The sequence below is a fragment of the Pseudomonas sp. NFACC10-1 genome (assembly GCF_900119195.1).
GTDB lineage: Bacteria > Pseudomonadota > Gammaproteobacteria > Pseudomonadales > Pseudomonadaceae > Aquipseudomonas > Aquipseudomonas cerasi.
In genome coordinates this window covers 941,183-962,049 of record NZ_FPJB01000001.1, presented here as the reverse complement: position 1 = coordinate 962,049, position 20,867 = coordinate 941,183, and the positions used below count along the sequence as shown (strand labels likewise).

Sequence of the window (20,867 nt, the reverse complement as noted above, 5' to 3'; positions counted from 1 at the left end):
ACAGCGCTTTTCAGAGCGCCGAAAACGACAACGCCAGCCCTGTGGACTGGCGTTGCCATTCATTCACACCGAGCGATCACTCAGGCTTGCGACGACCGAAGCCTGGACGCTGACCTGAACCTGCCGGTGGGCCACGACGTTTGCCTGACGGCGCATCATCGTTGACCAGCTTGATGCCGACACGCTTCGGGCCCGGCTTGGCCGGACGCTTGTTCATGTCGCTCGGACGCTCGGCGACCGGCGTACCACGGCTGTTGTCGGCCGGACGCGGCGCGCGTGAACCGGGCTTGCCCGAATCCTTTCGCGGCGAAGGACGCTGAGTCGAATCGCCACCGCGCGGACGATCGCGCTCGCTGCCGGTGATCTGCGGCTGACGCGGTGCGCGCTCGCCGCCGGTCGCCGGAGCACCCGCCGCCGGACGCAAGGTACGAACACGCTCGCCTTTGCCCAGAGGGCGCGACGATTGACGCTGCAGACGCTCCATCTTGTCTTTGGTCTTGGCATTCATCTGCGGCTGGGCCACAGGTTGCAGACCAACTTCAGCTGCCAGAATATCGACTTCGTACTGGCTCATTTCGCGCCAGCGGCCCATCGGCAGGTCGGAGTTGAGGAACACCGGTCCGTAACGCACGCGCTTCAGGCGGCTGACCACCAGCCCCTGGGATTCCCAGAGACGACGCACTTCGCGGTTACGGCCTTCCATCACCACGCAGTGATACCAGTGGTTGAAGCCTTCGCCGCCCGGTGCCTGCTGGATATCGGTGAAGCGTGCAGGACCGTCTTCGAGAATCACGCCATTCTTGAGGCGCAGCAGCATGTCGTCATCGACTTCGCCACGCACACGAACCGCGTATTCACGGTCCATTTCAAACGACGGGTGCATCAGGCGATTGGCGAGTTCACCGTCGGTGGTGAACATCAGCAGGCCGGTGGTGTTGATGTCGAGACGACCGATGTTGATCCAGCGGCCTTCCTTCGGACGCGGCAGACGATCGAACACGGTCGGACGGCCTTCCGGGTCGTCACGGGTGCAGATTTCACCATCGGGCTTGTTGTACATGATGACGCGACGGACTGTTTCGGCCGCTTCTTCGCGCTTGATGACGCGACCATCGACACTGATGGCGTCATGCAGGTCGACGCGTTGACCGAGGGTCGCGTCCTTGCCGTTGACCTTGATACGGCCTTGGGTAATCCAGGCTTCCACGTCACGGCGTGAACCCACGCCAATGCGCGCCAGAACCTTCTGCAGCTTTTCGCCTGCGGGTCCGATTTCCTGGCTGTCCTGCTTGTCTTTTTCACTCATCTGGGCACCTCCCGGTGTGTCGAATCAGGGCTGGCCGAGAACCGGCAAGACCTGTGCCCGGCGCGCTGTGGATAGCGGCAAGGCGAAATACTTGAAAGCCCGGGCGACACTTGATCGCCGAGGGTCGACCATCATACGCCCCTGCGCCGGTTTACGCATCCGGCGTCAACGGCAAATGCCCGAATCACTTCTTCTTTTTACGACTGGCGGTCTTGAGCTTGGCCAGCCGCTTGGCAGACTCCTCGAGCACCGTGCGCTTGTCGTCCTTGTCGAGTTTCTTCCAGGCCTTGATTTCGCGCTTGCTGCGGCCGCATCCCAGACAAATGTCATCATCGAACTTGCACAGGCTGATGCAGGGGTTCTTGGTCGAACTCATGGGCAGCGAATCTCATGGCGAGTGGTATCAGATGTGACCCTGGGCTGGCGTATGAATTCGACCGAAATGCGCTGGGCGTTGGCACGACAGTCCTGATTATCGTTCTGCACGCTCCAGGACGAGGTATCAAGAGGACGCAGAGCGCTCATGGCTACATACAGGTCATGTGGGAGCGAGCTTGCTCGCGAAAGGGCCCGTACAGAATCCGAAAATAGCGAGCCTGCACCATCGCCTTCGCGAGCAAGCTCGCTCCCACGAGACTTGTGTATCACGCTGAACGCTTCAGCGTGGGAGCGCGAGTCAATCAGACCTCATCGTCGCCTTTGTCGTCTTCAGGCTCTGACTCCGCGCGCAGCAGGTCGTCGAAGTCGGTCTTGAGGCCCTGCTCCATCGAGTCCAGTTCCACCAGCAGGCTGCGGAAGCTGGTTTCGTCACGCGGGGCTTCCGGCTCTGCGTCCGGGTCGAGGCTGGCGTCGGCCAGGGCTTGCAGGTGCGCAGGCACCGGTGCCTCTTCGAAATCCAGCACCGGCTCGGTTTCCATCTCGCGCAGGTCGGCCAGCGGCGGCAGCTCGTCGAGGCTTTTGAGATTGAAGTGGTCGAGAAAGCCTTTGGTGGTCGCGAACATGGCCGGTTTGCCGGGCACATCCCGGTAGCCCACCACACGAATCCACTCGCGCTCGAGCAGAGTCTTGACGATGTGGCTGTTGACCGCGACACCACGGACATCTTCGATCTCGCCCCGCGTGATCGGCTGGCGGTAAGCGATCAGCGCGAGGGTCTCCAGCATGGCCCGGGAGTAACGCTGCGGCCGCTCTTCCCACAACCGCCCGACCCACGGCGAGAAGCGGTCACGAATCTGCAGGCGATAACCCGATGCCACTTCCTTGAGCTCGAAGGCGCGCCCCTCACAGGACTTGCGCAACACCTCGAGTGCCTTTTTGAACACCGGAGGCTCAGGGCGCTCACCTTCCTCGAACAACTCATACAGGCGCTCCAGCGTCTGCGGTTTTCCGGAGGCCAGCAGAAATGCTTCAAGCAACGGGGCCAGTTCGCGGGGTTCGTTGAGGTTCATGGGTGTATTCTTGCTCTACTCGGCTCGCGCCCGGACATGGATCGCCGCAAAGGGCTCGTTTTGGACCAGTTCGACAAGTGACTCCTTGACCAGCTCAAGCACCGCCATGAACGTCACGACCACACCCAGACGCCCCTCTTCGGCGGTAAACAGCTCGGCGAACGGCACAAAACCGCCGCCCTTGAGACGTTCCAGGACATCGCTCATGCGCTCGCGGGTGGACAGTGCCTCGCGGCTGACCTGGTGGCTTTCGAACATGTCGCCACGGTGCAGTACTTCGGCCATCGACATCAGCACTTCTTCAAGACTGACATCCGGCAGCAACTTGCGTGCGCGGGCTTCGGGAGCGTCCAGTTTCGGCACGATGACATCGCGGCCCACCCGGCTCAGCCCGTCAATACCCTCGGCGGCGACCTTGAAGCGTTCGTATTCCTGCAAGCGGCGAATCAGCTCGGCGCGTGGATCGCCTTCTTCCTCTTCGACTTCCGCCGAGCGCGGCAACAGCATGCGCGATTTGATCTCGGCCAGCATGGCGGCCATGACCAGATACTCGGCAGCCAGCTCCAGGCGCACGGTTTTCATCAGCTCGACGTAACCCATGTACTGCTTGGTGATCTCGGCAACGGGAATATCGAGGATGTCGATGTTTTGTTTGCGGATCAGGTACAACAGCAGGTCAAGCGGGCCTTCGAACGCTTCGAGAAAGACCTCCAGCGCGTCGGGCGGGATGTACAGGTCGAGCGGCATCTGCGTGACAGCACGCCCGTAGACCAGCGCGAACGGCAGTTCCTGCTGGGCGTCTGCCTGGCTGTCAACTGCCTCGACGGCTGTCATCAGGCGCGTTCACCGAACGGCGTCGGATCACCACAGCCGACCCGAACGACCTGAGGTTCACCCTCGGCCAGGTTAATGACCGTGGACGCCGAAATACCGCCGATCCCGCCGTCGATGATCAGGTCGACCTGATGCTCGAGAATCTGGCGCATCTCGTAGGGATCGCTGAGCGGCACGCTGTCGCCCGGCATGATCAGGCTGACGCTCATCAGCGGCTCACCCAATTGCTCCAGCAGGGCCTGGGCGATGGGATGGCTTGGCACCCGCAGGCCGATGGTGCGGCGCTTGGGGTGCAGCACCAGGCGCGGCACCTCACGGGTGGCATTGAGAATGAAGGTGTACGGCCCGGGCGTGTGCGCCTTCAGTGCACGGAACGCGCCGGTGTCGACCTTGGCAAACAGCCCCAGCTGCGACAGGTCGCAGCACATCAGGGTGAAGTTGTGCTTGTCGTCCAGCTGGCGCAGGCGGCGGATGCGCTCGATGGCGCTCTTGTCACCGATCTGGCAGCCCAGTGCATAGGACGAATCTGTCGGGTACACCACCAGCCCGCCGGCCTTGATGATTTCAGCGGCCTGTTTGATCAGGCGCGGCTGCGGGTTTTCCGGATGGACCTGGAAAAATTGACTCACGATTACTTCCTGTTCAGACGGCGGCAGTAGGCTGTTCATGTTTGAATCTGCACCACAAAGGCGGTAGATCTTCAGGCACGGGACGATAAGTACCGATCTCGCCCCAGGTGCCAGGACCGTGGAAGTCGCTGCCGGCAGAGACCAGCAGACCGAACTCGCGTGCAAGGATGGCCAGGGTTCCGACCTGATCGGCAGGCTGCATGCCATTGACCACTTCTATGGCGTGCCCACCGGCCTGGACGAAATCGCCGACCAGTTTACGCCGTTTGCTGCGGGTAAAGTCATAATGTGAAGGATGCGCAAGGCTGACCCACGCACCCGACGCCCGCAAGGTGGCGACCGTGTCCTCCAGCGTCGGCCAGTGCTGCTTCACATCGCCCAGTTTGCCCGCCCCCAGCCATTTGCGAAATGCCTCGGCGCGATCCTTGACGAAACCCGAGCGCACCATGAAGTCGGCAAAGTGCGGACGCGCAGGCGCATTACCGCTGTCACCCAGCTCCTGCTGAATCGCGCGAGCGCCTTCCAGCGCGCCAGGCATACCTTTGATCGCCAATTTACGGCTGATTTCTTCCGCACGCAGCCAGCGTCCTTCATGCAAACGGCCGATGGCTTCGGTCAGCGCCGGGGCCTGGGTATCGAATCCGTAACCCAGAATATGGATGGTCGCGCCGCCCCAGGTGCAGGACAGCTCCACCCCGTTGACCAGTTGCATACCCAATGAATGCGCCGCCGCACGGGCCTCTTCAAGCCCTTCGAGGGTATCGTGGTCGGTCAGCGAAAGGACGCGCACGCCGTTTTCATGAGCACGCGCAACCAGTGCCGTAGGCGAGAGCGCCCCGTCGGAAGCGGTGCTGTGGCAGTGCAGGTCTACATTCATAGTGATGCTTTCGTGTTCATTGATGTTTGTTATTATGCCGCCACATCCTGCTTCTGGCTGCCATTGTGAAACAATTCATCGACTTCATCCCGCTGCTCCTGTTCTTCATCGTTTACAAAACCGAGCCGCGTGCCGTGGATATCCTCGGTAATACCTATATGGTAGGCGGCATTTTCAGTGCAACGGCGATGCTGATCATCAGTTCGGTGGTGGTCTACGGCATTCTCTACGTCAAACAACGCAAGCTGGAAAAAAGCCAGTGGCTCACGCTGGTGGCGTGCCTGGTGTTCGGCAGCCTGACCCTGGCCTTCCACAGCGAAACCTTCCTGAAATGGAAAGCCCCGGTGGTCAACTGGCTGTTTGCCGTCGCCTTCGCCGGCAGTCATTTCATTGGCGACCGTCCGCTTATCCAGCGCATCATGGGTCATGCACTGACCCTGCCGGCAGCGATCTGGACCCGGCTCAACATCGCCTGGATCATATTCTTCCTGTTCTGTGGCGCAGCCAACCTGTATGTGGCCTTCACTTATCAGGAATTCTGGGTCGACTTCAAAGTATTCGGCAGCCTGGGCATGACCCTGATCTTCCTGGTCGGCCAGGGAATCTACCTGTCACGCCACCTGCACGATACCGCTCCCAATACGACCAAATCCGAGGACTGACATGCTCTACGCAATCATCGCCACCGACGTCGAAAACTCGCTGGAAAAACGCCTCAGCGTTCGCCCGGCGCACCTCGATCGCCTCAACGCGCTCAAGGATGAAGGCCGTCTGGTGCTGGCCGGTCCACACCCGGCAGTCGACAGCAACGACCCCGGCGCTGCCGGTTTCAGCGGCAGCCTGATCGTTGCCGAGTTCGAATCGCAAAGCGCCGCCAAGACGTGGGCCGAAGCCGATCCATTTGTTGCCGCTGGCGTCTATGCCAACGTCGTGGTCAAGCCGTTCAAGCAAGTCCTGCCCTAATCCCCGCCCTCCGACAACACCTGCACGCCCTGCTTCCAGCGAAGCAGGGCCGTCCTCCCGCCCTTCATTCATCATTCCCGCCTGCCTGCCGATAACCTGCTCAATGTGCGAATTTACACGGCTCGGTAAAAGGGAGTTCAGATGCGTTCAGCGACGTGGTGTCTGTTGGCGATATTGATGGCGGCGAGTGTGCAGGTAAACGCCGAGACGGTCGGTGAAGGTGGCGCAGTACAGCCTTTGCATCAGCCCGGCACCGCCAGCCAGATGGCCGACCTCCAGGTGCGTCTCAAGGACAGCGAGCGGCAGCGCGAAGAATTGACCCGGCAGTTACAGAACGCCGATCCGGAACGCAACAACGCCTTGCTGACACGTTTGCGTCAGGAGAACCAAAAGCTCAAGTTGCAGCTCAAAGAAGCACTGTCCGCAGCGCCCCCGCGCCTGCTGACCGAGCAGCAACAATGGTTCATCGCAGGCGGTGGCGTTGCGATGTTCGCCCTTCTGTGCGGTATATTGGTCAGCGGTTGGCGTAGGCAACGTCGGCAGTGGCTAAATTGAGTGAGTCATGAGCGAGCTGTTACTAATTGATGATGATCAGGAACTGTGCGAACTGCTGAGCAGTTGGCTGAGCCAGGAAGGCTTTCAGGTGCGCGCCTGTCACGACGGAACCAGCGCGCGTCAGGCATTGGCCGACGCCGCACCCGCTGCCGTGGTGCTGGACGTGATGCTGCCTGACGGCAGCGGTCTGGAGTTGCTCAAGCAATTACGTGCCGACCACCCCGACCTGCCGGTGGTCATGCTCTCGGCACGCGGCGAGCCGCTGGACCGCATTCTGGGTCTTGAACTGGGCGCTGACGATTACCTGGCAAAGCCCTGCGACCCTCGCGAACTCACTGCCCGCCTGCGCGCCGTGCTGCGCCGCAGTCATCCGGTCGCATCATCCAGCCAGCTCGAACTGGGCGACCTGACCTTCAGCCCGATGCGCGGTGTGGTCAGTGTCGACGAAAAGGAGCTGACCCTCACAGTGTCCGAAAGCCGCCTGCTGGAAGCGCTGATGCGCCAGCCCGGCGAACCGCTGGACAAGCAGGAACTGGCGCAACTGGCCCTGGGCCGCAAACTGACCCTGTACGACCGCAGTCTGGACATGCACGTCAGCAACCTGCGCAAGAAAATCGGCCCGCACGCCGATGGCCGCCCACGCATCGTCGCGCTGCGCAGCCGCGGCTATTACTACGCGCTTTGAGTCGCTTCACGTGGCAAGCCTGACGCAGCAAGCTGAAAGCCCGGCGCTTCTGGCGTGTAGCCTTAAGCTGACAACTTGCAACGGTCTCCTTACACAAGCTTTACCAAGCGCTGACTGCGCTTGACCTTGATCTCCCTAAACTGGGCTCATCGGCATCGAGCCGCACTAGAGACAAGGAGATACACAATGCGCAAGACCCTGATCGCTTTGATGTTTGCCACTGCCCTGCCGACCATTGCCATGGCCGCACCACCAGCGCCACCTGCCGGTGGCCCGGATGCTGACGCACCTGCCATGCACATGGATCGCGATGACCGCGGCCCTGGCCCTGGCCCACGTATGGATCGCGGCCCTGGCCCGATGGGACCGATGGCCGAGCTGGACCTGACACGTGAACAGCGTCAGCAGATCGAACGCTTGATGCGCGAGCAACGGCACGAGCGTCGCGAAATCACTCAAAGCTACCTGGAAAAAATGCCTGCTGCCGACCAGAAAGCAATGCACGACGAAATCGAAGCCAAACGCTCCAAGACCGACAGCGAAGTTCGTGCACTGCTGAGGCCTGACCAGCAGAAGCTGTTTGACGAGATCAAGAAGAAAGAAGATGAGCGTCGCGCCGAATGGGCCGAGTTCAAGGCCTGGAAAGCGGCAAAAGCAGCAAAAACGCTGTAACCATCAGGCCTCGCGGCCCGATGAGCTGAACACAACCCGGCATGCACGCGCATGCCGGGCTTTTTTACTGAGACCGAGGAAATCCCGTGCGTTCATTGTTCTGGCGAATCCTGGCCAGCTTCTGGCTGGCCATCGCTCTGGTAGGCGGCCTGTCGGTGCTCATGGGGCACATGCTCAATCAGGATGCGTGGATCCTCAGTCGTCACCCGGTGCTCAACTCGTTACCCGAACAGTGGACGCAACGCTTCGAGGACAAGGGCGCGGATAACGCTCAGGAATTTCTTCAGGACATCAAACGTCGCAATCGTATCGACACACAAGTGCTCAGCGACAGCGGCGAGCCGATGGTGCGTGGCACCTTCCCGCCGCGCGCCGCAGCTCTGGAAGCGCGGCAGCGGGAAGACGACGATCAGGGGCGCAAACTGCCCTGGCGCCGTCTGGCCACCGAGTACAGCAGCCCGAAGACCGGCGAAACCTACCTGTTCATCTACCGCGTTCCGCACCCGGAGCTCGACGAATGGCACCGTCAGAGTCTGATGTGGCCGCTGAGCGCGCTGGGCATTGCGCTGGTGGTGCTGACCCTGTTCAGCCTGTTCGTGACGCTGTCGATTACACGACCGCTGAGTCGCCTGCGCGGTGCAGTGCACGACCTGGGGCAAACCAGCTATCAACAGCACAGCCTCGGACAGCTGGCCAACCGGCGTGACGAGTTCGGCGTGCTGGCCAAGGACTTCAACCGCATGGGCGCGCGCCTGCAAAGCCTGATCGGCAGTCAGCGCCAGTTGCTGCGCGATGTGTCTCATGAATTGCGCTCACCGCTGGCCCGATTGCGCATCGCCCTGGCGCTGGCTGAACGTGCCGAGCCTGCCGAGCGTGAAAAGCTCTGGCCACGGTTGGGCCGTGAGTGTGACCGGCTGGAGGCGCTGATCAGCGAGATCCTGGCCCTGGCGCGCCTCGACGCCGAGCTTCGCGGCCCTGAGCCTGTCGACCTCGAAGCGCTGCTGCAGCGCCTGAAGAACGACACCCAACTGGATGGTATCGACCAGAACATTCGCGTCGAGGTGCAGGACAGCCTGCAGTTCAAAGGCTGGCCGGACATGATCGAACGTGCGCTGGACAACCTGCTGCGCAACGCGCTGCGCTTCAACCCCTCCGGTCAGCGCATCGATCTGCAGGCAACTCAGGTCGGCGATCACGTCCGTCTGAGCGTCCGCGATCATGGTCCGGGGGTTGCCGACGAACATCTGGCACAACTGGGCGAGCCGTTTTACCGCGCCCCCGGCCAGACCACGCCCGGTCACGGCCTGGGGCTGGCGATCGCCAAACGCGCAGCGGAGCGACATGGCGGCACCCTGATGCTGGGCAATCACCCGGAAGGCGGGTTTATCGCCACGCTGGATCTGCCCAGAGAGCCGCTCAGTTTATCGTCTGTCTGATCAGCCCTGCCACTCGCTGACAAACCCGCCCACATCGACTTTTGGCGCTTCGCGCGGCGGGTTCAGCGGGGTGCCCAGGTACAGAAAGCCGAGCACTTCTTCGCCGGCTTCAAGGCCGAAGCCCTTGGCCACCTGAGGCGCATAGGACAGCTCGCCAGTCCTCCAGACCGCACCGATACCCAGTGCATACGCTGCCAGCAACACGCCATGTGCGGCGCATCCGGCGGTGATCCGCTGTTCCGAGTGCGGGACTTTGAAGTGGTCCTGCAAGCGCGCGATCACGACCACCACCAAGGGTGCACGCAATGGGCCAAGACGGGCCTTTTCCAGCGCCTGCGGGGTAACTTCAGCGCCACTCTCCTGCAGCGCCTGCGCCAGCATCTCGCCCATGCGGTCACGGGCCGCGCCTTCGACCGTCAGAAAACGATACGGCTTGAGCTGTCCATGGTCCGGCGCGCGCAATGCAGCACCGAACAGGATTTCCCGCTGCGCAGCGTCCGGGGCCGGGTCGACCAGTCGTGGAACCGATACACGATTGAGCAAAACGTCGAGCGCCTGCATGGACTGTCTCCTTGAAAAGTGATCGAGCATTCTAGAGCCTGTTTAGCGTCAATAACGAGTGCGACGGACAATTCGTTACCTCTGCGCTCGCAGCCGGTCCTCGGCGGCGCCGGTTTACATGCCCTCAAGCGCAGGTAGAATGGCGCCTTTCCTCACACCAGCCAGAGCCTGTCATGTCGTTGCCGACCTTGCGTATCATCGGTTTCATTATCGGCATCTTCCTGATCACCCTGGCTGTCGCCATGATCGTGCCCATGGCCACGCTGGTCATCTACGACCGTTTCGAGGACCTGCGCGAATTCCTGTGGGCCAGCGCCATTACCTTTATCGCCGGCCTGGCGCTGGTGGTGCCCGGACGCCCCGACAACGTTCAGTTGCGCCCGCGGGACATGTACATGCTGACCGTCTCCAGCTGGATCGTGGTGTGCATTTTCGCCGCCCTGCCCTTTCTGCTGACCCAGCACATCAGTTACACCGACTCGTTTTTTGAAAGCATGTCGGGCATTACTGCCACCGGTTCGACAGTACTCAGCAACCTGGACAGCATGTCACCGGGCATTCTGATCTGGCGTTCGATGCTGCACTGGCTGGGCGGCATCGGCTTCATCGGTATGGCCGTGGCGATTCTGCCCTTGCTGCGCATCGGCGGCATGCGTCTGTTCCAGACCGAGTCCTCGGATCGCTCGGAAAAGGTCATGCCCCGCTCGCACATGGTGGCCAAGTTCATCGTGCTCGCCTACGTCGGCTTTACCGCGCTGGGCAGCCTGGCCTTCTGGGCGGCGGGCATGAGTCTGTTCGACGCGATCAACCATGCGATGTCGGCGATTTCCACCGGCGGCTTCTCCACGTCCGACCAATCGCTGGCCAAATGGCCGCAACCGGCGGTGCACTGGGTGGCGATCGTGGTGATGATCCTCGGCAGTCTGCCCTTTACCCTGTATGTCGCCACCCTGCGCGGCAATCGCAAGGCGTTGATCAAGGATGAGCAGGTTCAGGGGCTGATCGGGCTGCTGTTGATCACCTGGCTGGTCATGACGGTCTGGTACGCCAACACCACGGACCTGCCGTGGACCGAGGCGCTGCGCCATGTCGCGCTGAACGTGACCTCGGTGGTGACGACGACGGGTTTTGCACTGGGTGACTACAGCCTGTGGGGCAATTTCTCGCTGATGCTGTTCTTTTATCTGGGCTTTATCGGCGGCTGTTCCGGCTCGACAGCGGGCGGCGTGAAGATCTTCCGTTTTCAGGTGGCCTACATTCTGCTCAAGACCAACCTCAATCAACTGATCCATCCGCGCGCGGTGATGAAGCAGAAATACAATGGCCATCGACTGGACGATGAGATCGTGCGCTCGATCCTGACCTTTTCGTTTTTCTTTACGATCACTATCTGTCTGATCGCGCTGATGCTGTCGCTGCTCGGGCTGGACTGGATGACGGCGCTGACCGGCGCTGCCAGTACGGTATCGGGTGTAGGGCCAGGGCTGGGTGAGGTCATCGGGCCAGCGGGCAATTTCTCTACCCTGCCGGATGCGGCCAAATGGATTCTGTCCGGCGGCATGCTGCTTGGCCGTCTGGAAATCATTACTGTGCTGGTGCTCTGTGTACCGGCATTCTGGCGGCATTGAGGTCTGGCTGGGCGTCGGAGCGGACCGAGCGACGCTTCGCTTATTCGCGAAGACGGCATTTGATTTATCGTTCCCACGCGGAGCGTTGGCACGATAGTCGTAAACATGAGCAGGACTCGAATACTCCACATCGGCACGACAGCCGGCTAAATTTGTGTATAACAATAAGAACCCACACGAGGACAGGCACCGTGGATACCATCAGGCGTTTTTCGAGCTTTGCCGAGTTCTATCCTTTCTATCTTGCCGAGCACAGCAGCGCTACCAGTCGGCGTCTGCATTTTGTCGGTACATCGCTGGTGATTTTCCTGCTGGCGTTTGGTGTGGGCAGCGGCCGGTGGGGGTTGTTGTGGCTGTTGCCGGTCGCGGGTTACGGCTTTGCCTGGGCCGGGCATTTCTTTTTCGAGAAGAATCGTCCGGCCACATTCAAGCATCCGTTTTACAGCCTGCTCGGCGACTTCGTGATGTACCGCGACATGCTCCTGGGCAAGGTGCCGTTCTAAGCCGCTTGCTTCAGGCAAGCGTTTCGCTGGCGGGTTCCTCGACCGCAACCTGTTGCGCCTTCAAATGCGCATCCGCCAGGCGGAATAGCTCGATGTTGCCGTCCAGGTGTTCGATCAGGGCGGTACAGGATTCGACCCAGTCGCCGCAGTTGAGGTATTCCACGCCGCCCACCTGACGGATTTCCGCATGGTGGATGTGCCCACAGACCACCCCGTCCAGCCCGCGCTTCACGCATTCATGGGCGATGGCTTCCTCGAAATCGCTGATGAAATTCACCGCACTTTTGACCTTGTGCTTGAGGTACGCCGACAGCGACCAGTAGCCATAGCCGTACTTGGCGCGCCAGTGGTTGAGCCAGCGGTTGAGGGTCAGGGTGAATTCATAGGCCGAGTCGCCCAGAAAGGCCAGCCAGCGATGGTAGCGGGTGATCACGTCGAACTGGTCGCCGTGAATGACCAGAAAGCGACGTCCATCGGCCGTCACGTGTTCGACTTCGTCGACCAGCTGAATGTTGCCCAGCACCAGTTTGGAGTAACGGCGCAGGAATTCATCGTGATTGCCGGTGACGTAAATGACTTCAGTGCCGCGCTTGCTCATGGTCAGCAAGCGGCGAATCACGTTGGTGTGTGCTTGTGGCCAGTACATGCCGCCGCGCAGTTTCCAGCCATCGATGATGTCGCCGACCAGATACACCTTGTCAGCCTGATAGCGCTTGAGAAACGCGGAGAGGTGCTCGGCCTGGCAATCGCGCGTGCCCAGGTGAACGTCGGAAATCCACAAGGTGCGCACGCGTTGTTTGCGGCTGGGTGTGGCGAGCTGAGCACTGGTCATGTGACGACCTCCGGCAGGGTTTCCAGAAGAGTGGAGCATGCCGGTTAACCGAATGTGACACGTGCATGGCGATGTCGTGACAGTCGCCTGTATTACTGAGGACTTTCCGGAGTATGGCGGTCGTTGTGGCCCAGATCGCGGGCCGGGTCGATCTGGTCACGCAGCCGCTGCTTGAGCACTTTGGCTTCGGGAAAGCCGCCATCGGCCTTGCGTTCCCAGAGTTGTACGCCGTCGCAGGTAATGTGGAACACGCCGCCGGTGCCTGGCTGCAGCGAGACTTTACCCAGATCGTCGCTGAACGTGCTCAGCAGTTCCTGGGCCAGCCAGGCAGCGCGCAATAGCCACTGGCATTGAATGCAATAAGTGATGATGACTTCAGGTTTTTCGGCAGACATGGGCGTCCCCTTCGGAAATTCAGACGGCCATGATACGCAGCGTGCGCCGAATCAACGAGCGCTGGCGAAGCGACGCAGCGCACTGAGGGTCACATCCTGTTCCGGCGCTTGCGGAGCAGTATCGGCAGCCGCGCGCACCTTGACGCCCAGCAAGCCCAGCAAGCGGCTGCGAATCAGCTGGAACCCGGCCTGCCCGCTGTCACGCTGGCGCGGCAGGTCGACGCGAATGTCATCGGCAATCCTGCCATCGGCCAGCACGATGACCCGGTCCGCGAGCAGGATCGCCTCATCGACATCGTGCGTCACCAACAGCACCGCCGGGGTGTGCTTGCGCCACAGGTCGATGATCAGCTGATGCATGCGAATGCGCGTCAGGGCATCGAGTGCAGCGAAAGGCTCGTCGAGCAGCAACAGTTTTGGCTCACGGACCAGCCCCCGCGCCAGCGCCACACGCTGCGCTTCGCCACCGGACAAGGTGGCCGGAAAGGCATTCAGCCGATGCGCCAGGCCAACTTCGGTCAAGGCCGCTTCGGCCCGAGCCTTGGCATCGTTGATGCGCAGGCCGAGAACCACGTTTTTCCATGCGCTTTTCCACGGCATCAGGCGCGGCTCCTGAAACACCGCCGCCCGCGCCACCGGCACACGCAGTTCGCCACTGTCGATCTCGTCCAGCCCGGCCAGGGTGCGCAGCAAGGTGGTCTTGCCAGAGCCACTGGCGCCGAGCAAGGCGACAAATTCCCCTGGAGCAATGTCCAGATTCAGCCCGTCGATGACCCGTTGCCGGCCAAACTGACGCACCACGTTGCGCAGTTGCACAGGTGCCTGCCCTGCTTCGGGCGCGACAGTTGAAGTGTTGCGCAAATCGAGAGTCGCCATGTTTTCAATGCCTCACGAAGGTCGGCCGCCAGGCCAGCGCATAGCGCTCCAGCGTACGAATGATGCCGTCGATCACCAGGCCAAGGACGCTGTAGATCAACAGGCAGATAACGATTACATCAGTGCGCATGAAGTCCCGCGCATCGCTGGCCAGATAACCGATGCCAGCGGTGGTGTTGATTTGCTCGACAAAGACCAGGGCCAGCCACGAAATCCCCAGTGAATAACGCAGCCCGACAAAAAACGCAGGCAACGAGCCGGGCAGGATGACGTGCCAGATCAGCTCGCGGCGGCTCAGCCCGAGCGTGTTGGCAGCCTCGATCAGTTTCGGGTCGATATTGCGGATGCCGGAGAACAGGTTCAGGTACACCGGAAAGGTGGTGCCCATGACGATCAGCGCCACTTTGGTGAACTCGCCAATGCCGAACCAGAGGATGAACAGTGGCACCAGTGCCAGCGAGGGAATGGTGCGCATCATCTGCATGGGCGAGTCGAGAACGATTTCGCCGCGTCGGGAAAGCCCGGTCACAAGCGCAGCCACCACGCCAATACTGACGCCGATGCTCAAGCCCAACAGCGCCCGTTGCAATGAAACCCACAAGTGGTGAGCCAGTTCGCCCGAGACGATCATCGACCAGAGCGTACCGCCGATCTGCGACGGCGCGGCAATCACGCGGACTGGCAGCAGCCCGGTGTGTGAGGCCAGTTCCCAGAGCAGCAACAGCGCCAGCGGGCTGAGTAGGCGCAAGACAGAGCCCGGCACTTGCCAGCGCGGGCGACCCGGTTGCGAGGCGCGGCCCTGTGCGGGTTTATTGACCACCAGAAAACCGGGTTCCGCGGGGATGAGTGTTGTGTCAGACATGGGTACATCCTTCCTGGACAAATCGGGCAAGGCGCACCCGATGCATTATGAAGGCCATATTATGAGCATAAGAACGCCGCGTGAAATTCGATTTAGAACTAAGCTAATAGTTAAAATATTTGATCACCAACCGATACGATAATGCATATTTTTTATAATTAACTTAGACCGAAATCGAATTTCACAGCGTCTGCTCCTTGCCTTTATGGTGCCTCTCGACAAGGTCGAACGGACCTCAACCATTGGCAGGAGTTTTCATGAGCATCGAATTCATTGGCTATATCGCCACGCAACCCGGTTCTGAAATCCACCCGCGCAGCGGCGCGACCATCCAGCCCGACTACGTGAAGACCGTGGCCAAGGCTCATGAAGATGCCGGTTTTGATCGCGCACTGATCGCCTACCACTCCAACAGCCCGGACAGCACGCTGGTCGCAGCGCATGCCGCCAGCGTCACCACCAGACTGAAGTTCCTGGTCGCCCATCGCCCGGGCTTCATCGCCCCTACAGTGGCGGCACGGCAGTTCGCGACGCTGGACGTTTTCAATGGCGGCCGCACTGCCGTGCATATCATCACCGGCGGTGACGACAAGGAACTGCGTGCCGACGGCAGCCACATCGGCAAGGACGAACGCTACGCACGCAGCGACGAGTACCTCAGCGTGGTGCGTCAGGAATGGACCAGCGACAAGCCGTTCGATCATAACGGCACCTACTATCAGTTCGAGGGTGCGCACTCACTGGTCAAATCCCCACAGCAGCCACATATCCCTCTGTACTTCGGCGGTTCCTCGGCAGCGGCAATTGCTGTGGCCGGTAAACACGCCGATGTCTATGCGTTGTGGGGCGAGACATACGAACAGGTCCGTGACGTGGTGAAACAGGTTCGCGCCGAAGCCGCCAGACATGGGCGGACCATTCGTTTCAGCCTGTCATTGCGTCCGATTCTGGCCGAGACCGAGGAACAGGCCTGGGCACGCGCCGACAGCATTCTGGAAAAGGCCAAGGCCTTGGCAGACCGCAATGGCTTCGTACGTCGCGAACCGCCGAATGAAGGATCACGCCGCCTGCTGGCCGCCGCAGCACAAGGATCGCGCCTGGACAAGCGCCTGTGGACAGGCATCGCCGGCCTGCTCGGCGCCCAGGGCAACTCGACCTCGCTGGTCGGTACCCCGGAACAGGTCGCTGAAGCGCTGCTGGATTACTACGACCTGGGGATTACCACTTTCCTGATTCGCGGCTTCGATCCATTGGAAGATGCCATCGACTACGGCAAGAAGCTGATCCCGCTGACTCGCGCATTGGTGGCGCAGCGTGAACAGCAGGCTCGTGAACAGGTCGCCTGATTCAACCTATATCCTGCGGGCCGGTCTGACGCCCAGCGCCAGACCGCCTGCCCGCGATGCGGTGTTCAGGCGGCGGCCGAGACCGGCTTGAGCGACCGGGCCACCAGTGCGCCAAAGGCTTCGACCGGCGCTTGCAGGTTACCCAGGAAGCGCGGGTAGAACAGCCACAAGTCCATCACCGGCTTGAAGTCCTTGAGCGGCAACGCCACCAACTGCTCGCGGTGCGCGCTTCGTTCCAGCAACGGCCTGGGCACCAGGCCAAGCCCCATGCCATCGGCCACCAGCCCCAGTTGCAGCTCGGTGCCGAAGGTTTCCAGATTGACCTTCATGCTCAGGCCCTGATCGGTCAGCGTGCGCTGCAAACCTGCACGAAAGCCGCAACCGTCCGGATTCAGCACCCAGCCCTGCTCATAACAGTCTGCCAGCTTGCCGGGCTTTTTCGGCACCAGGCCCTTGGCGCAGACCACCACCAGCTCCATCTTGCCAATCGACTGACCAATGATGTTGTCCGGAAATATCTTGCCTGCCGGAAACAGTGCAGCCGCCGCATCCAGCTCGCCGTTTTCGATCTTGCCGATCAGGTGGCTGCCCCAACCGGTGCTGACCTGAGCACGCAGGTCGGGAAATTCCCCACGCAACTGCCTGAGCGCATCGAGCAGCACCACGTCACCGATGGTTTGTGGCACGCCCAGACGCAGCAGACCGCTGGGCGGCGTGTCACTGGCCACCAGCTCGCGCAACGAATCCATCTCGCGCAGGATCGCCAGGCACTTCTGGTACACCTGAAGACCCATCGGGGTCGGCTTGAGCGGCTTGGTATTGCGGTCGAACAGCTCGACCCCGAGGGCTTGCTCGAAATTCTGCACCCGGCGCGTGATGGCGGGCTGGGTCAGGTCCAGCGATTCAGCGGCGTGGCTGATCGACTGGCAGCGGATGACTGCAACGAACGCATCGATATCATCAATTTTCATTCGGACCGCACATAAAGAAGAGATTAAACATAGGCAAAAAGCATAGTACCAGCAGGCGCTCATGGATAGCCCGAGCGTAGATTTCGCGGATTACCACAAAGAAGTAAAAGACGTTTTCGTTATAACCTAATCATTAAAAAATAGCATATTAAATATCCATATTATGCTTATATCAAACCATTGCCCGACCTTGATCTGGAAATGGACATGACTCAGAACCGACACCCGGAACGACTCGGGGCCTTTATCGATGCACTCACCGAACTGCTTGGCAGCGAACCGCACGAAGGCGATCTGTTGCGCCGCGGCGGCAAGCTGCTGGCGCAACTGGTCAGCCACGATGACTGGCTGGCAGAAGAGTTCGCCGTACCCGATGCCAATCGCTACCAGCAATTTTTGCTGCATGTCGATCCACAGCAGCGCTTTTCGGTAGTCAGTTTCGTCTGGGGGCCAGGGCAACGCACGCCGATTCACGACCATCGCGTGTGGGGGCTGATCGGCATGTTGCGCGGCGCGGAAGATTCCCAGGGTTACCTTCGCAACGCGCAAGGACGCCTGGAAACCAGCGGCGCGGCGATTCGCCTGCAACCCGGCCAGGTCGAGGCGCTGTCACCGCACAGCAACGATGTTCATCAAGTCAGCAACGCCTTCAGCGATCAGGTGTCGATCAGCATCCACGTTTACGGCGCCGATATCGGCACCGTGAAGCGTGCGGTCTATGACCTCGACGGCACCGAAAAACTGTTCATTTCCGGCTATTCGAACGCCGCAGCCACTGCCCATCAGGATCAGCCAACAGGGAGCTCGACCCCATGACCACATCTGCCACCCGATCATTCGCCGATATTCGCCAGGCCTTGCTGGACCGCCAGGAGCTGGCCTTGGTAGATGTCCGCGAAGAGGCCCCCTTTGCCCAGGCTCATCCACTGTTTGCCGTGAACATCCCGCTGTCGAAGCTGGAGCTGGAGGTTTTCTCCCGCATTCCGCGACGCGACACTGCCGTGACCCTGTACGACGATGGCGAAGGCTTGGCGCAGGTCGCCCTGCAACGCCTGCAGACACTGGGCTACAGCAACGTGAAGCTGCTCGACGGCGGCCTGCAGGGCTGGCGCACGGCTGGCGGCGAACTGTTCATCGACGTGAATGTGCCGAGCAAGGCGTTTGGCGAGCTGGTGGAGCATCACCGCGCCACCCCGTCGCTGGCCGCAGAAGAGGTCAAGCGCCTGCTCGACAGCAATGCCGACGTGGTGGTGCTCGATGCCCGGCGCTATGACGAATACCAGACCATGAGCATTCCCGGCGGCATCAGCGTACCGGGCGCCGAACTGGTGCTGCGGGCACGTGAGCTGGCACCAGATCCCTCTACTCGAATCATCGTCAATTGTGCCGGTCGTACGCGCAGCATCATCGGCACCCAGTCGCTGGTCAACGCGGGCCTGCCCAATCCGATCAACGCGCTGCGCAATGGAACGATTGGCTGGCTGTTGGCCGGCCAGACGCTGGACCATGGCCAGAACCGGCGCTTTGCGGCAGTCAGTGAAGAGACCCGCGAAACCGCCAGTGCCGATGCCCGCAAGGTGGCCGATCGCGCCAAGGTCAAACGTGCCAGCCGTGCTGATCTGCAACGCTGGCAAGCCGAGGCTTCACGCACCACTTACCTGTTCGATGTCCGCACCCCGGAAGAGTTTGCCAAAGGCCATCTGCCAGGCGCGCGCTCTACACCGGGCGGGCAACTGGTGCAGGAAACCGATCATTTCGCCAGCGTACGCGGTGCGCGAATCGCTCTGCTGGACGACGACGGCGTACGCGCCAACATGTCGGCGTCCTGGCTGGCGCAATTGGGTTGGGACGTGTCGGTGCTCGATGACCTGGATGCAGCAGACTTCAGCGAACAGGGCGACTGGGACGCGCCCTTCCCGACGCCACCGCAGGTGGAGGCGATCAGCGTCGAGACCCTCGCCCACTGGCAGACACAGGTCAACGTGGCGGTGCTGGATTTCACCGCCAGCGCCAACTATGTCAAACAGCACATTCCCGGTGCCTGGTGGACCTTGCGCGCCGACCTCAAACAGGCGCTGGGCAAGCTGCCACCCGCTGACCGTTATGTTCTGACCTGCGGCAGCAGCCGTCTGGCGCGCTTTGCCGTAGCCGACCTCGAAGCGTTGACCGACAAGCCGGTGTTTCTGCTCGAAGGCGGCACCGCCAGCTGGATCAAGGCCGGTCTGCCGCTGGAACACGGCGAAAGCCGACTGGCCTCGCCACGCATCGATCGCTACCGCCGCCCGTACGAAGGCACCGACGCACCGCGCGAAGCCATGCAGGCGTATCTGGACTGGGAATTCGGCCTGGTGGAGCAGCTGGGGCGTGACGGCACACACGGGTTTTATGTGATTTGAGCGGACAAACGACCATCGTGCCAATGCTCTGCGTGAGGAACGATGGGTGTCTGGACGACCAATCAACTCAATGGAGAAACACCTCGATGCTGCCTTTTTTCAAATCCGCCCGCCCCTTTAAAAGCCTGCTGCTGGGCGCACTGCTCAGCCTGCTGGCAGGTCAGCAGGTGCTGGCTGCCGAGCAGGCGCCGCTGCTGGTCGCCAATCAAAAGTCGCTGCTGAAAATCCTGCTGCAGGTCTCCGGAGAGCTCAAAGACGTGCCTTACGAGATCCAGTTTTCCGAATTCCCCTCGGCAGCCCCGCTGGGAGAGGCACTGAATGCGGGCGCGGTGGATATCGGTGCGCTGGGTGATGCGCCTTATGTATTCGCTCTGGGCGCGGGTGCACCCTTGAAAGTGGTCAGCATCACCCATGCTCAGGGCCGCTTCACCACCGCTGTGCTGGTGCCCAAGGACTCGCCGATCAAGACCGTTGCCGACCTCAAGGGCAAGCGTATCGTTACCGGACGCGGTTCCATCGGCCATTATCTGGCGATCCGCGCCCTGCATGAGGCCGGGCTGAAAACCAGTGACGTCACTTTCATCAATCTGCTACCCAGTGAATCGCGTCTGCTGCTGGACAGTGGCGATGCGGACGCCTGGGCGACCTGGGACCCGTACACCACGATCTCCATCACGCAAAGCGACGCGCGGGTGCTGGTCAGCGGCAGCGAGCTGCTGAGCAACCACCTCTACCTTGCCGCAACCAGCAAGGCCATCGAAGGCAAGCGCGCGCAACTGGACGATTTCGTTGCGCGTGTGGAACGCGCCTTCAATTGGTCCAACGCCCATCCCGAGGAGTACGCGGCGGCCCAGGCGAAAGTCACCGGCCTGCCCCTGGCGGTGCATCTGGCGGTAGCCAAGGCGACGAAAATGCAACGTACGCCGATTGACGATCAGATTGTCCAGGGCCTGCAAAACACGGCCGACACTTACCTGGCTGAAGGCATCCTGAGCAAACGGATCGACGTTTCGACAGGCTTCGACAAAAGCTTCAACGCATCGCGCGCGCAGATCGCGCAGGCCACCGCCCCATAAACGCTGCGACAAGGAC

Annotated in this window: 24 protein-coding genes; 12 read left to right on the top strand and 12 right to left on the bottom strand. The window is 61.1% G+C overall.

The annotated features are described in order from the left end of the window. Positions 1-76 precede the first annotated feature (76 nt). The 6 genes from rluB to BT119_RS04200 all read right to left on the bottom strand — a co-directional run bounded on the left by rluB (position 77) and on the right by BT119_RS04200 (position 5,094). Positions 77-1,306: a 23S rRNA pseudouridine(2605) synthase RluB gene (gene rluB / locus BT119_RS04225; protein ID WP_003314721.1), complete on the bottom strand. Its 1,230-nt coding sequence runs from the start codon at positions 1,304-1,306 to the stop codon at positions 77-79. 184 nt (positions 1,307-1,490) lie between these two features. Beyond that, the gene (locus tag BT119_RS04220) at positions 1,491-1,682 is read right to left on the bottom strand and encodes a DUF1289 domain-containing protein (RefSeq protein WP_072364866.1); all 192 of its coding nucleotides are present in this window, start codon (positions 1,680-1,682) and stop codon (positions 1,491-1,493) included. Between the two features lie 304 nt (positions 1,683-1,986). Beyond that, the gene (gene scpB, locus BT119_RS04215) at positions 1,987-2,754 is read right to left on the bottom strand and encodes an SMC-Scp complex subunit ScpB (protein WP_072364864.1); all 768 of its coding nucleotides are present in this window, start codon (positions 2,752-2,754) and stop codon (positions 1,987-1,989) included. A 15-nt stretch (positions 2,755-2,769) separates the two neighbouring features. Continuing rightward, on the bottom strand, positions 2,770-3,468 hold the full coding sequence (locus BT119_RS04210) for a segregation and condensation protein A (protein ID WP_170846047.1): 699 nt from the start codon (positions 3,466-3,468) through the stop codon (positions 2,770-2,772). 119 nt (positions 3,469-3,587) lie between these two features. After that, positions 3,588-4,217, bottom strand: a complete 630-nt coding sequence (locus BT119_RS04205; protein WP_003434523.1) for an L-threonylcarbamoyladenylate synthase — start codon at positions 4,215-4,217, stop codon at positions 3,588-3,590. 13 nt (positions 4,218-4,230) lie between these two features. After that, positions 4,231-5,094, bottom strand: a complete 864-nt coding sequence (locus tag BT119_RS04200) for a PHP domain-containing protein (protein WP_003434521.1) — start codon at positions 5,092-5,094, stop codon at positions 4,231-4,233. 65 nt (positions 5,095-5,159) lie between these two features. Between BT119_RS04200 and BT119_RS04195 the strand changes: the two genes are divergently transcribed. The 6 genes from BT119_RS04195 (at position 5,160) to BT119_RS04165 (ending at position 9,405) form a co-directional block, all read left to right on the top strand. Continuing rightward, complete coding sequence (locus BT119_RS04195; RefSeq protein ID WP_003314713.1) at positions 5,160-5,756, top strand: septation protein A; 597 nt, start codon at positions 5,160-5,162, stop codon at positions 5,754-5,756. Position 5,757: 1 nt separating this feature from the next. After that, complete coding sequence (locus BT119_RS04190; protein ID WP_003369841.1) at positions 5,758-6,057, top strand: YciI family protein; 300 nt, start codon at positions 5,758-5,760, stop codon at positions 6,055-6,057. A gap of 141 nt (positions 6,058-6,198) precedes the next feature. Then, complete coding sequence (locus tag BT119_RS04185) at positions 6,199-6,612, top strand: SH3 domain-containing protein (RefSeq protein ID WP_060708066.1); 414 nt, start codon at positions 6,199-6,201, stop codon at positions 6,610-6,612. A gap of 7 nt (positions 6,613-6,619) precedes the next feature. Further along, a complete protein-coding gene (locus tag BT119_RS04180; RefSeq protein ID WP_003434516.1) occupies positions 6,620-7,297 on the top strand; it encodes a response regulator transcription factor in 678 nt (225 codons plus the stop codon). A gap of 186 nt (positions 7,298-7,483) precedes the next feature. Continuing rightward, a complete protein-coding gene (locus BT119_RS04175; RefSeq protein WP_003369834.1) occupies positions 7,484-7,969 on the top strand; it encodes a Spy/CpxP family protein refolding chaperone in 486 nt (161 codons plus the stop codon). A gap of 86 nt (positions 7,970-8,055) precedes the next feature. Beyond that, positions 8,056-9,405 (top strand): sensor histidine kinase, encoded by a 1,350-nt coding sequence (locus BT119_RS04165; RefSeq protein ID WP_044309943.1) that lies wholly within the window; start codon positions 8,056-8,058, stop codon positions 9,403-9,405. Here BT119_RS04165 and BT119_RS04160 read toward each other — a convergent pair whose 3' ends face one another. Continuing rightward, on the bottom strand, positions 9,406-9,966 hold the full coding sequence (locus BT119_RS04160) for a nitroreductase family protein (protein WP_003369830.1): 561 nt from the start codon (positions 9,964-9,966) through the stop codon (positions 9,406-9,408). Positions 9,967-10,139: 173 nt separating this feature from the next. On the opposite strand from BT119_RS04160, the gene BT119_RS04155 reads away from it, so the two are divergent. Both BT119_RS04155 and BT119_RS04150 read left to right on the top strand, forming a co-directional pair. Continuing rightward, complete coding sequence (locus BT119_RS04155; protein ID WP_003369828.1) at positions 10,140-11,594, top strand: TrkH family potassium uptake protein; 1,455 nt, start codon at positions 10,140-10,142, stop codon at positions 11,592-11,594. Between the two features lie 191 nt (positions 11,595-11,785). Further along, a complete protein-coding gene (locus tag BT119_RS04150) occupies positions 11,786-12,097 on the top strand; it encodes an Mpo1-like protein (RefSeq protein WP_003393857.1) in 312 nt (103 codons plus the stop codon). 10 nt (positions 12,098-12,107) lie between these two features. On the opposite strand, the gene BT119_RS04145 is transcribed toward BT119_RS04150, so the two are convergent. From BT119_RS04145 to BT119_RS04130, 4 genes are all read right to left on the bottom strand, one after another. Further along, on the bottom strand, positions 12,108-12,929 hold the full coding sequence (locus BT119_RS04145) for a UDP-2,3-diacylglucosamine diphosphatase (protein WP_003342638.1): 822 nt from the start codon (positions 12,927-12,929) through the stop codon (positions 12,108-12,110). Positions 12,930-13,021: 92 nt separating this feature from the next. Further along, positions 13,022-13,324: an Rdx family protein gene (locus tag BT119_RS04140; RefSeq protein WP_003434512.1), complete on the bottom strand. Its 303-nt coding sequence runs from the start codon at positions 13,322-13,324 to the stop codon at positions 13,022-13,024. 51 nt (positions 13,325-13,375) lie between these two features. After that, on the bottom strand, positions 13,376-14,200 hold the full coding sequence (locus BT119_RS04135) for an ABC transporter ATP-binding protein (protein ID WP_003434511.1): 825 nt from the start codon (positions 14,198-14,200) through the stop codon (positions 13,376-13,378). 4 nt (positions 14,201-14,204) lie between these two features. Continuing rightward, complete coding sequence (locus BT119_RS04130; RefSeq protein WP_003434499.1) at positions 14,205-15,062, bottom strand: ABC transporter permease; 858 nt, start codon at positions 15,060-15,062, stop codon at positions 14,205-14,207. A gap of 257 nt (positions 15,063-15,319) precedes the next feature. On the opposite strand from BT119_RS04130, the gene BT119_RS04125 reads away from it, so the two are divergent. Next, positions 15,320-16,408: an LLM class flavin-dependent oxidoreductase gene (locus BT119_RS04125; protein ID WP_003434496.1), complete on the top strand. Its 1,089-nt coding sequence runs from the start codon at positions 15,320-15,322 to the stop codon at positions 16,406-16,408. A 65-nt stretch (positions 16,409-16,473) separates the two neighbouring features. On the opposite strand, the gene BT119_RS04120 is transcribed toward BT119_RS04125, so the two are convergent. Continuing rightward, positions 16,474-17,379 carry a LysR family transcriptional regulator gene (locus BT119_RS04120; RefSeq protein ID WP_044309947.1) on the bottom strand — a complete coding sequence of 302 codons (906 nt, stop codon included), beginning with the start codon at positions 17,377-17,379 and terminating at the stop codon, positions 16,474-16,476. A 207-nt stretch (positions 17,380-17,586) separates the two neighbouring features. On the opposite strand from BT119_RS04120, the gene BT119_RS04115 reads away from it, so the two are divergent. The 3 genes from BT119_RS04115 to BT119_RS04105 all read left to right on the top strand — a co-directional run bounded on the left by BT119_RS04115 (position 17,587) and on the right by BT119_RS04105 (position 20,851). Beyond that, a complete protein-coding gene (locus BT119_RS04115; RefSeq protein WP_175550545.1) occupies positions 17,587-18,195 on the top strand; it encodes a cysteine dioxygenase family protein in 609 nt (202 codons plus the stop codon). Then, positions 18,192-19,775: a rhodanese-related sulfurtransferase gene (locus tag BT119_RS04110; RefSeq protein ID WP_072364861.1), complete on the top strand. Its 1,584-nt coding sequence runs from the start codon at positions 18,192-18,194 to the stop codon at positions 19,773-19,775. Before BT119_RS04115 ends, BT119_RS04110 begins: the two co-directional genes overlap by 4 nt. 86 nt (positions 19,776-19,861) lie before the next feature. After that, entirely contained in the window at positions 19,862-20,851 is a 990-nt protein-coding gene (locus BT119_RS04105) for an ABC transporter substrate-binding protein (RefSeq protein WP_044309950.1), read from the top strand. The last annotated feature ends 16 nt before the right edge of the window (positions 20,852-20,867 follow it).

Coding starts and splice junctions, on each gene's coding strand:
- rluB (WP_003314721.1), bottom strand. CDS start 1,306: ATGAGTGAAAAAGACAAGCAGGACAGCCAGGAAATCGGACCCGCAGGC.
- BT119_RS04220 (WP_072364866.1), bottom strand. CDS start 1,682: ATGAGTTCGACCAAGAACCCCTGCATCAGCCTGTGCAAGTTCGATGAT.
- scpB (WP_072364864.1), bottom strand. CDS start 2,754: ATGAACCTCAACGAACCCCGCGAACTGGCCCCGTTGCTTGAAGCATTT.
- BT119_RS04200 (WP_003434521.1), bottom strand. CDS start 5,094: ATGAATGTAGACCTGCACTGCCACAGCACCGCTTCCGACGGGGCGCTC.
- BT119_RS04190 (WP_003369841.1), top strand. CDS start 5,758: ATGCTCTACGCAATCATCGCCACCGACGTCGAAAACTCGCTGGAAAAA.
- BT119_RS04185 (WP_060708066.1), top strand. CDS start 6,199: ATGCGTTCAGCGACGTGGTGTCTGTTGGCGATATTGATGGCGGCGAGT.
- BT119_RS04180 (WP_003434516.1), top strand. CDS start 6,620: ATGAGCGAGCTGTTACTAATTGATGATGATCAGGAACTGTGCGAACTG.
- BT119_RS04175 (WP_003369834.1), top strand. CDS start 7,484: ATGCGCAAGACCCTGATCGCTTTGATGTTTGCCACTGCCCTGCCGACC.
- BT119_RS04160 (WP_003369830.1), bottom strand. CDS start 9,966: ATGCAGGCGCTCGACGTTTTGCTCAATCGTGTATCGGTTCCACGACTG.
- BT119_RS04155 (WP_003369828.1), top strand. CDS start 10,140: ATGTCGTTGCCGACCTTGCGTATCATCGGTTTCATTATCGGCATCTTC.
- BT119_RS04145 (WP_003342638.1), bottom strand. CDS start 12,929: ATGACCAGTGCTCAGCTCGCCACACCCAGCCGCAAACAACGCGTGCGC.
- BT119_RS04140 (WP_003434512.1), bottom strand. CDS start 13,324: ATGTCTGCCGAAAAACCTGAAGTCATCATCACTTATTGCATTCAATGC.
- BT119_RS04135 (WP_003434511.1), bottom strand. CDS start 14,200: ATGGCGACTCTCGATTTGCGCAACACTTCAACTGTCGCGCCCGAAGCA.
- BT119_RS04130 (WP_003434499.1), bottom strand. CDS start 15,062: ATGTCTGACACAACACTCATCCCCGCGGAACCCGGTTTTCTGGTGGTC.
- BT119_RS04125 (WP_003434496.1), top strand. CDS start 15,320: ATGAGCATCGAATTCATTGGCTATATCGCCACGCAACCCGGTTCTGAA.
- BT119_RS04120 (WP_044309947.1), bottom strand. CDS start 17,379: ATGAAAATTGATGATATCGATGCGTTCGTTGCAGTCATCCGCTGCCAG.
- BT119_RS04115 (WP_175550545.1), top strand. CDS start 17,587: ATGACTCAGAACCGACACCCGGAACGACTCGGGGCCTTTATCGATGCA.
- BT119_RS04110 (WP_072364861.1), top strand. CDS start 18,192: ATGACCACATCTGCCACCCGATCATTCGCCGATATTCGCCAGGCCTTG.
- BT119_RS04105 (WP_044309950.1), top strand. CDS start 19,862: ATGCTGCCTTTTTTCAAATCCGCCCGCCCCTTTAAAAGCCTGCTGCTG.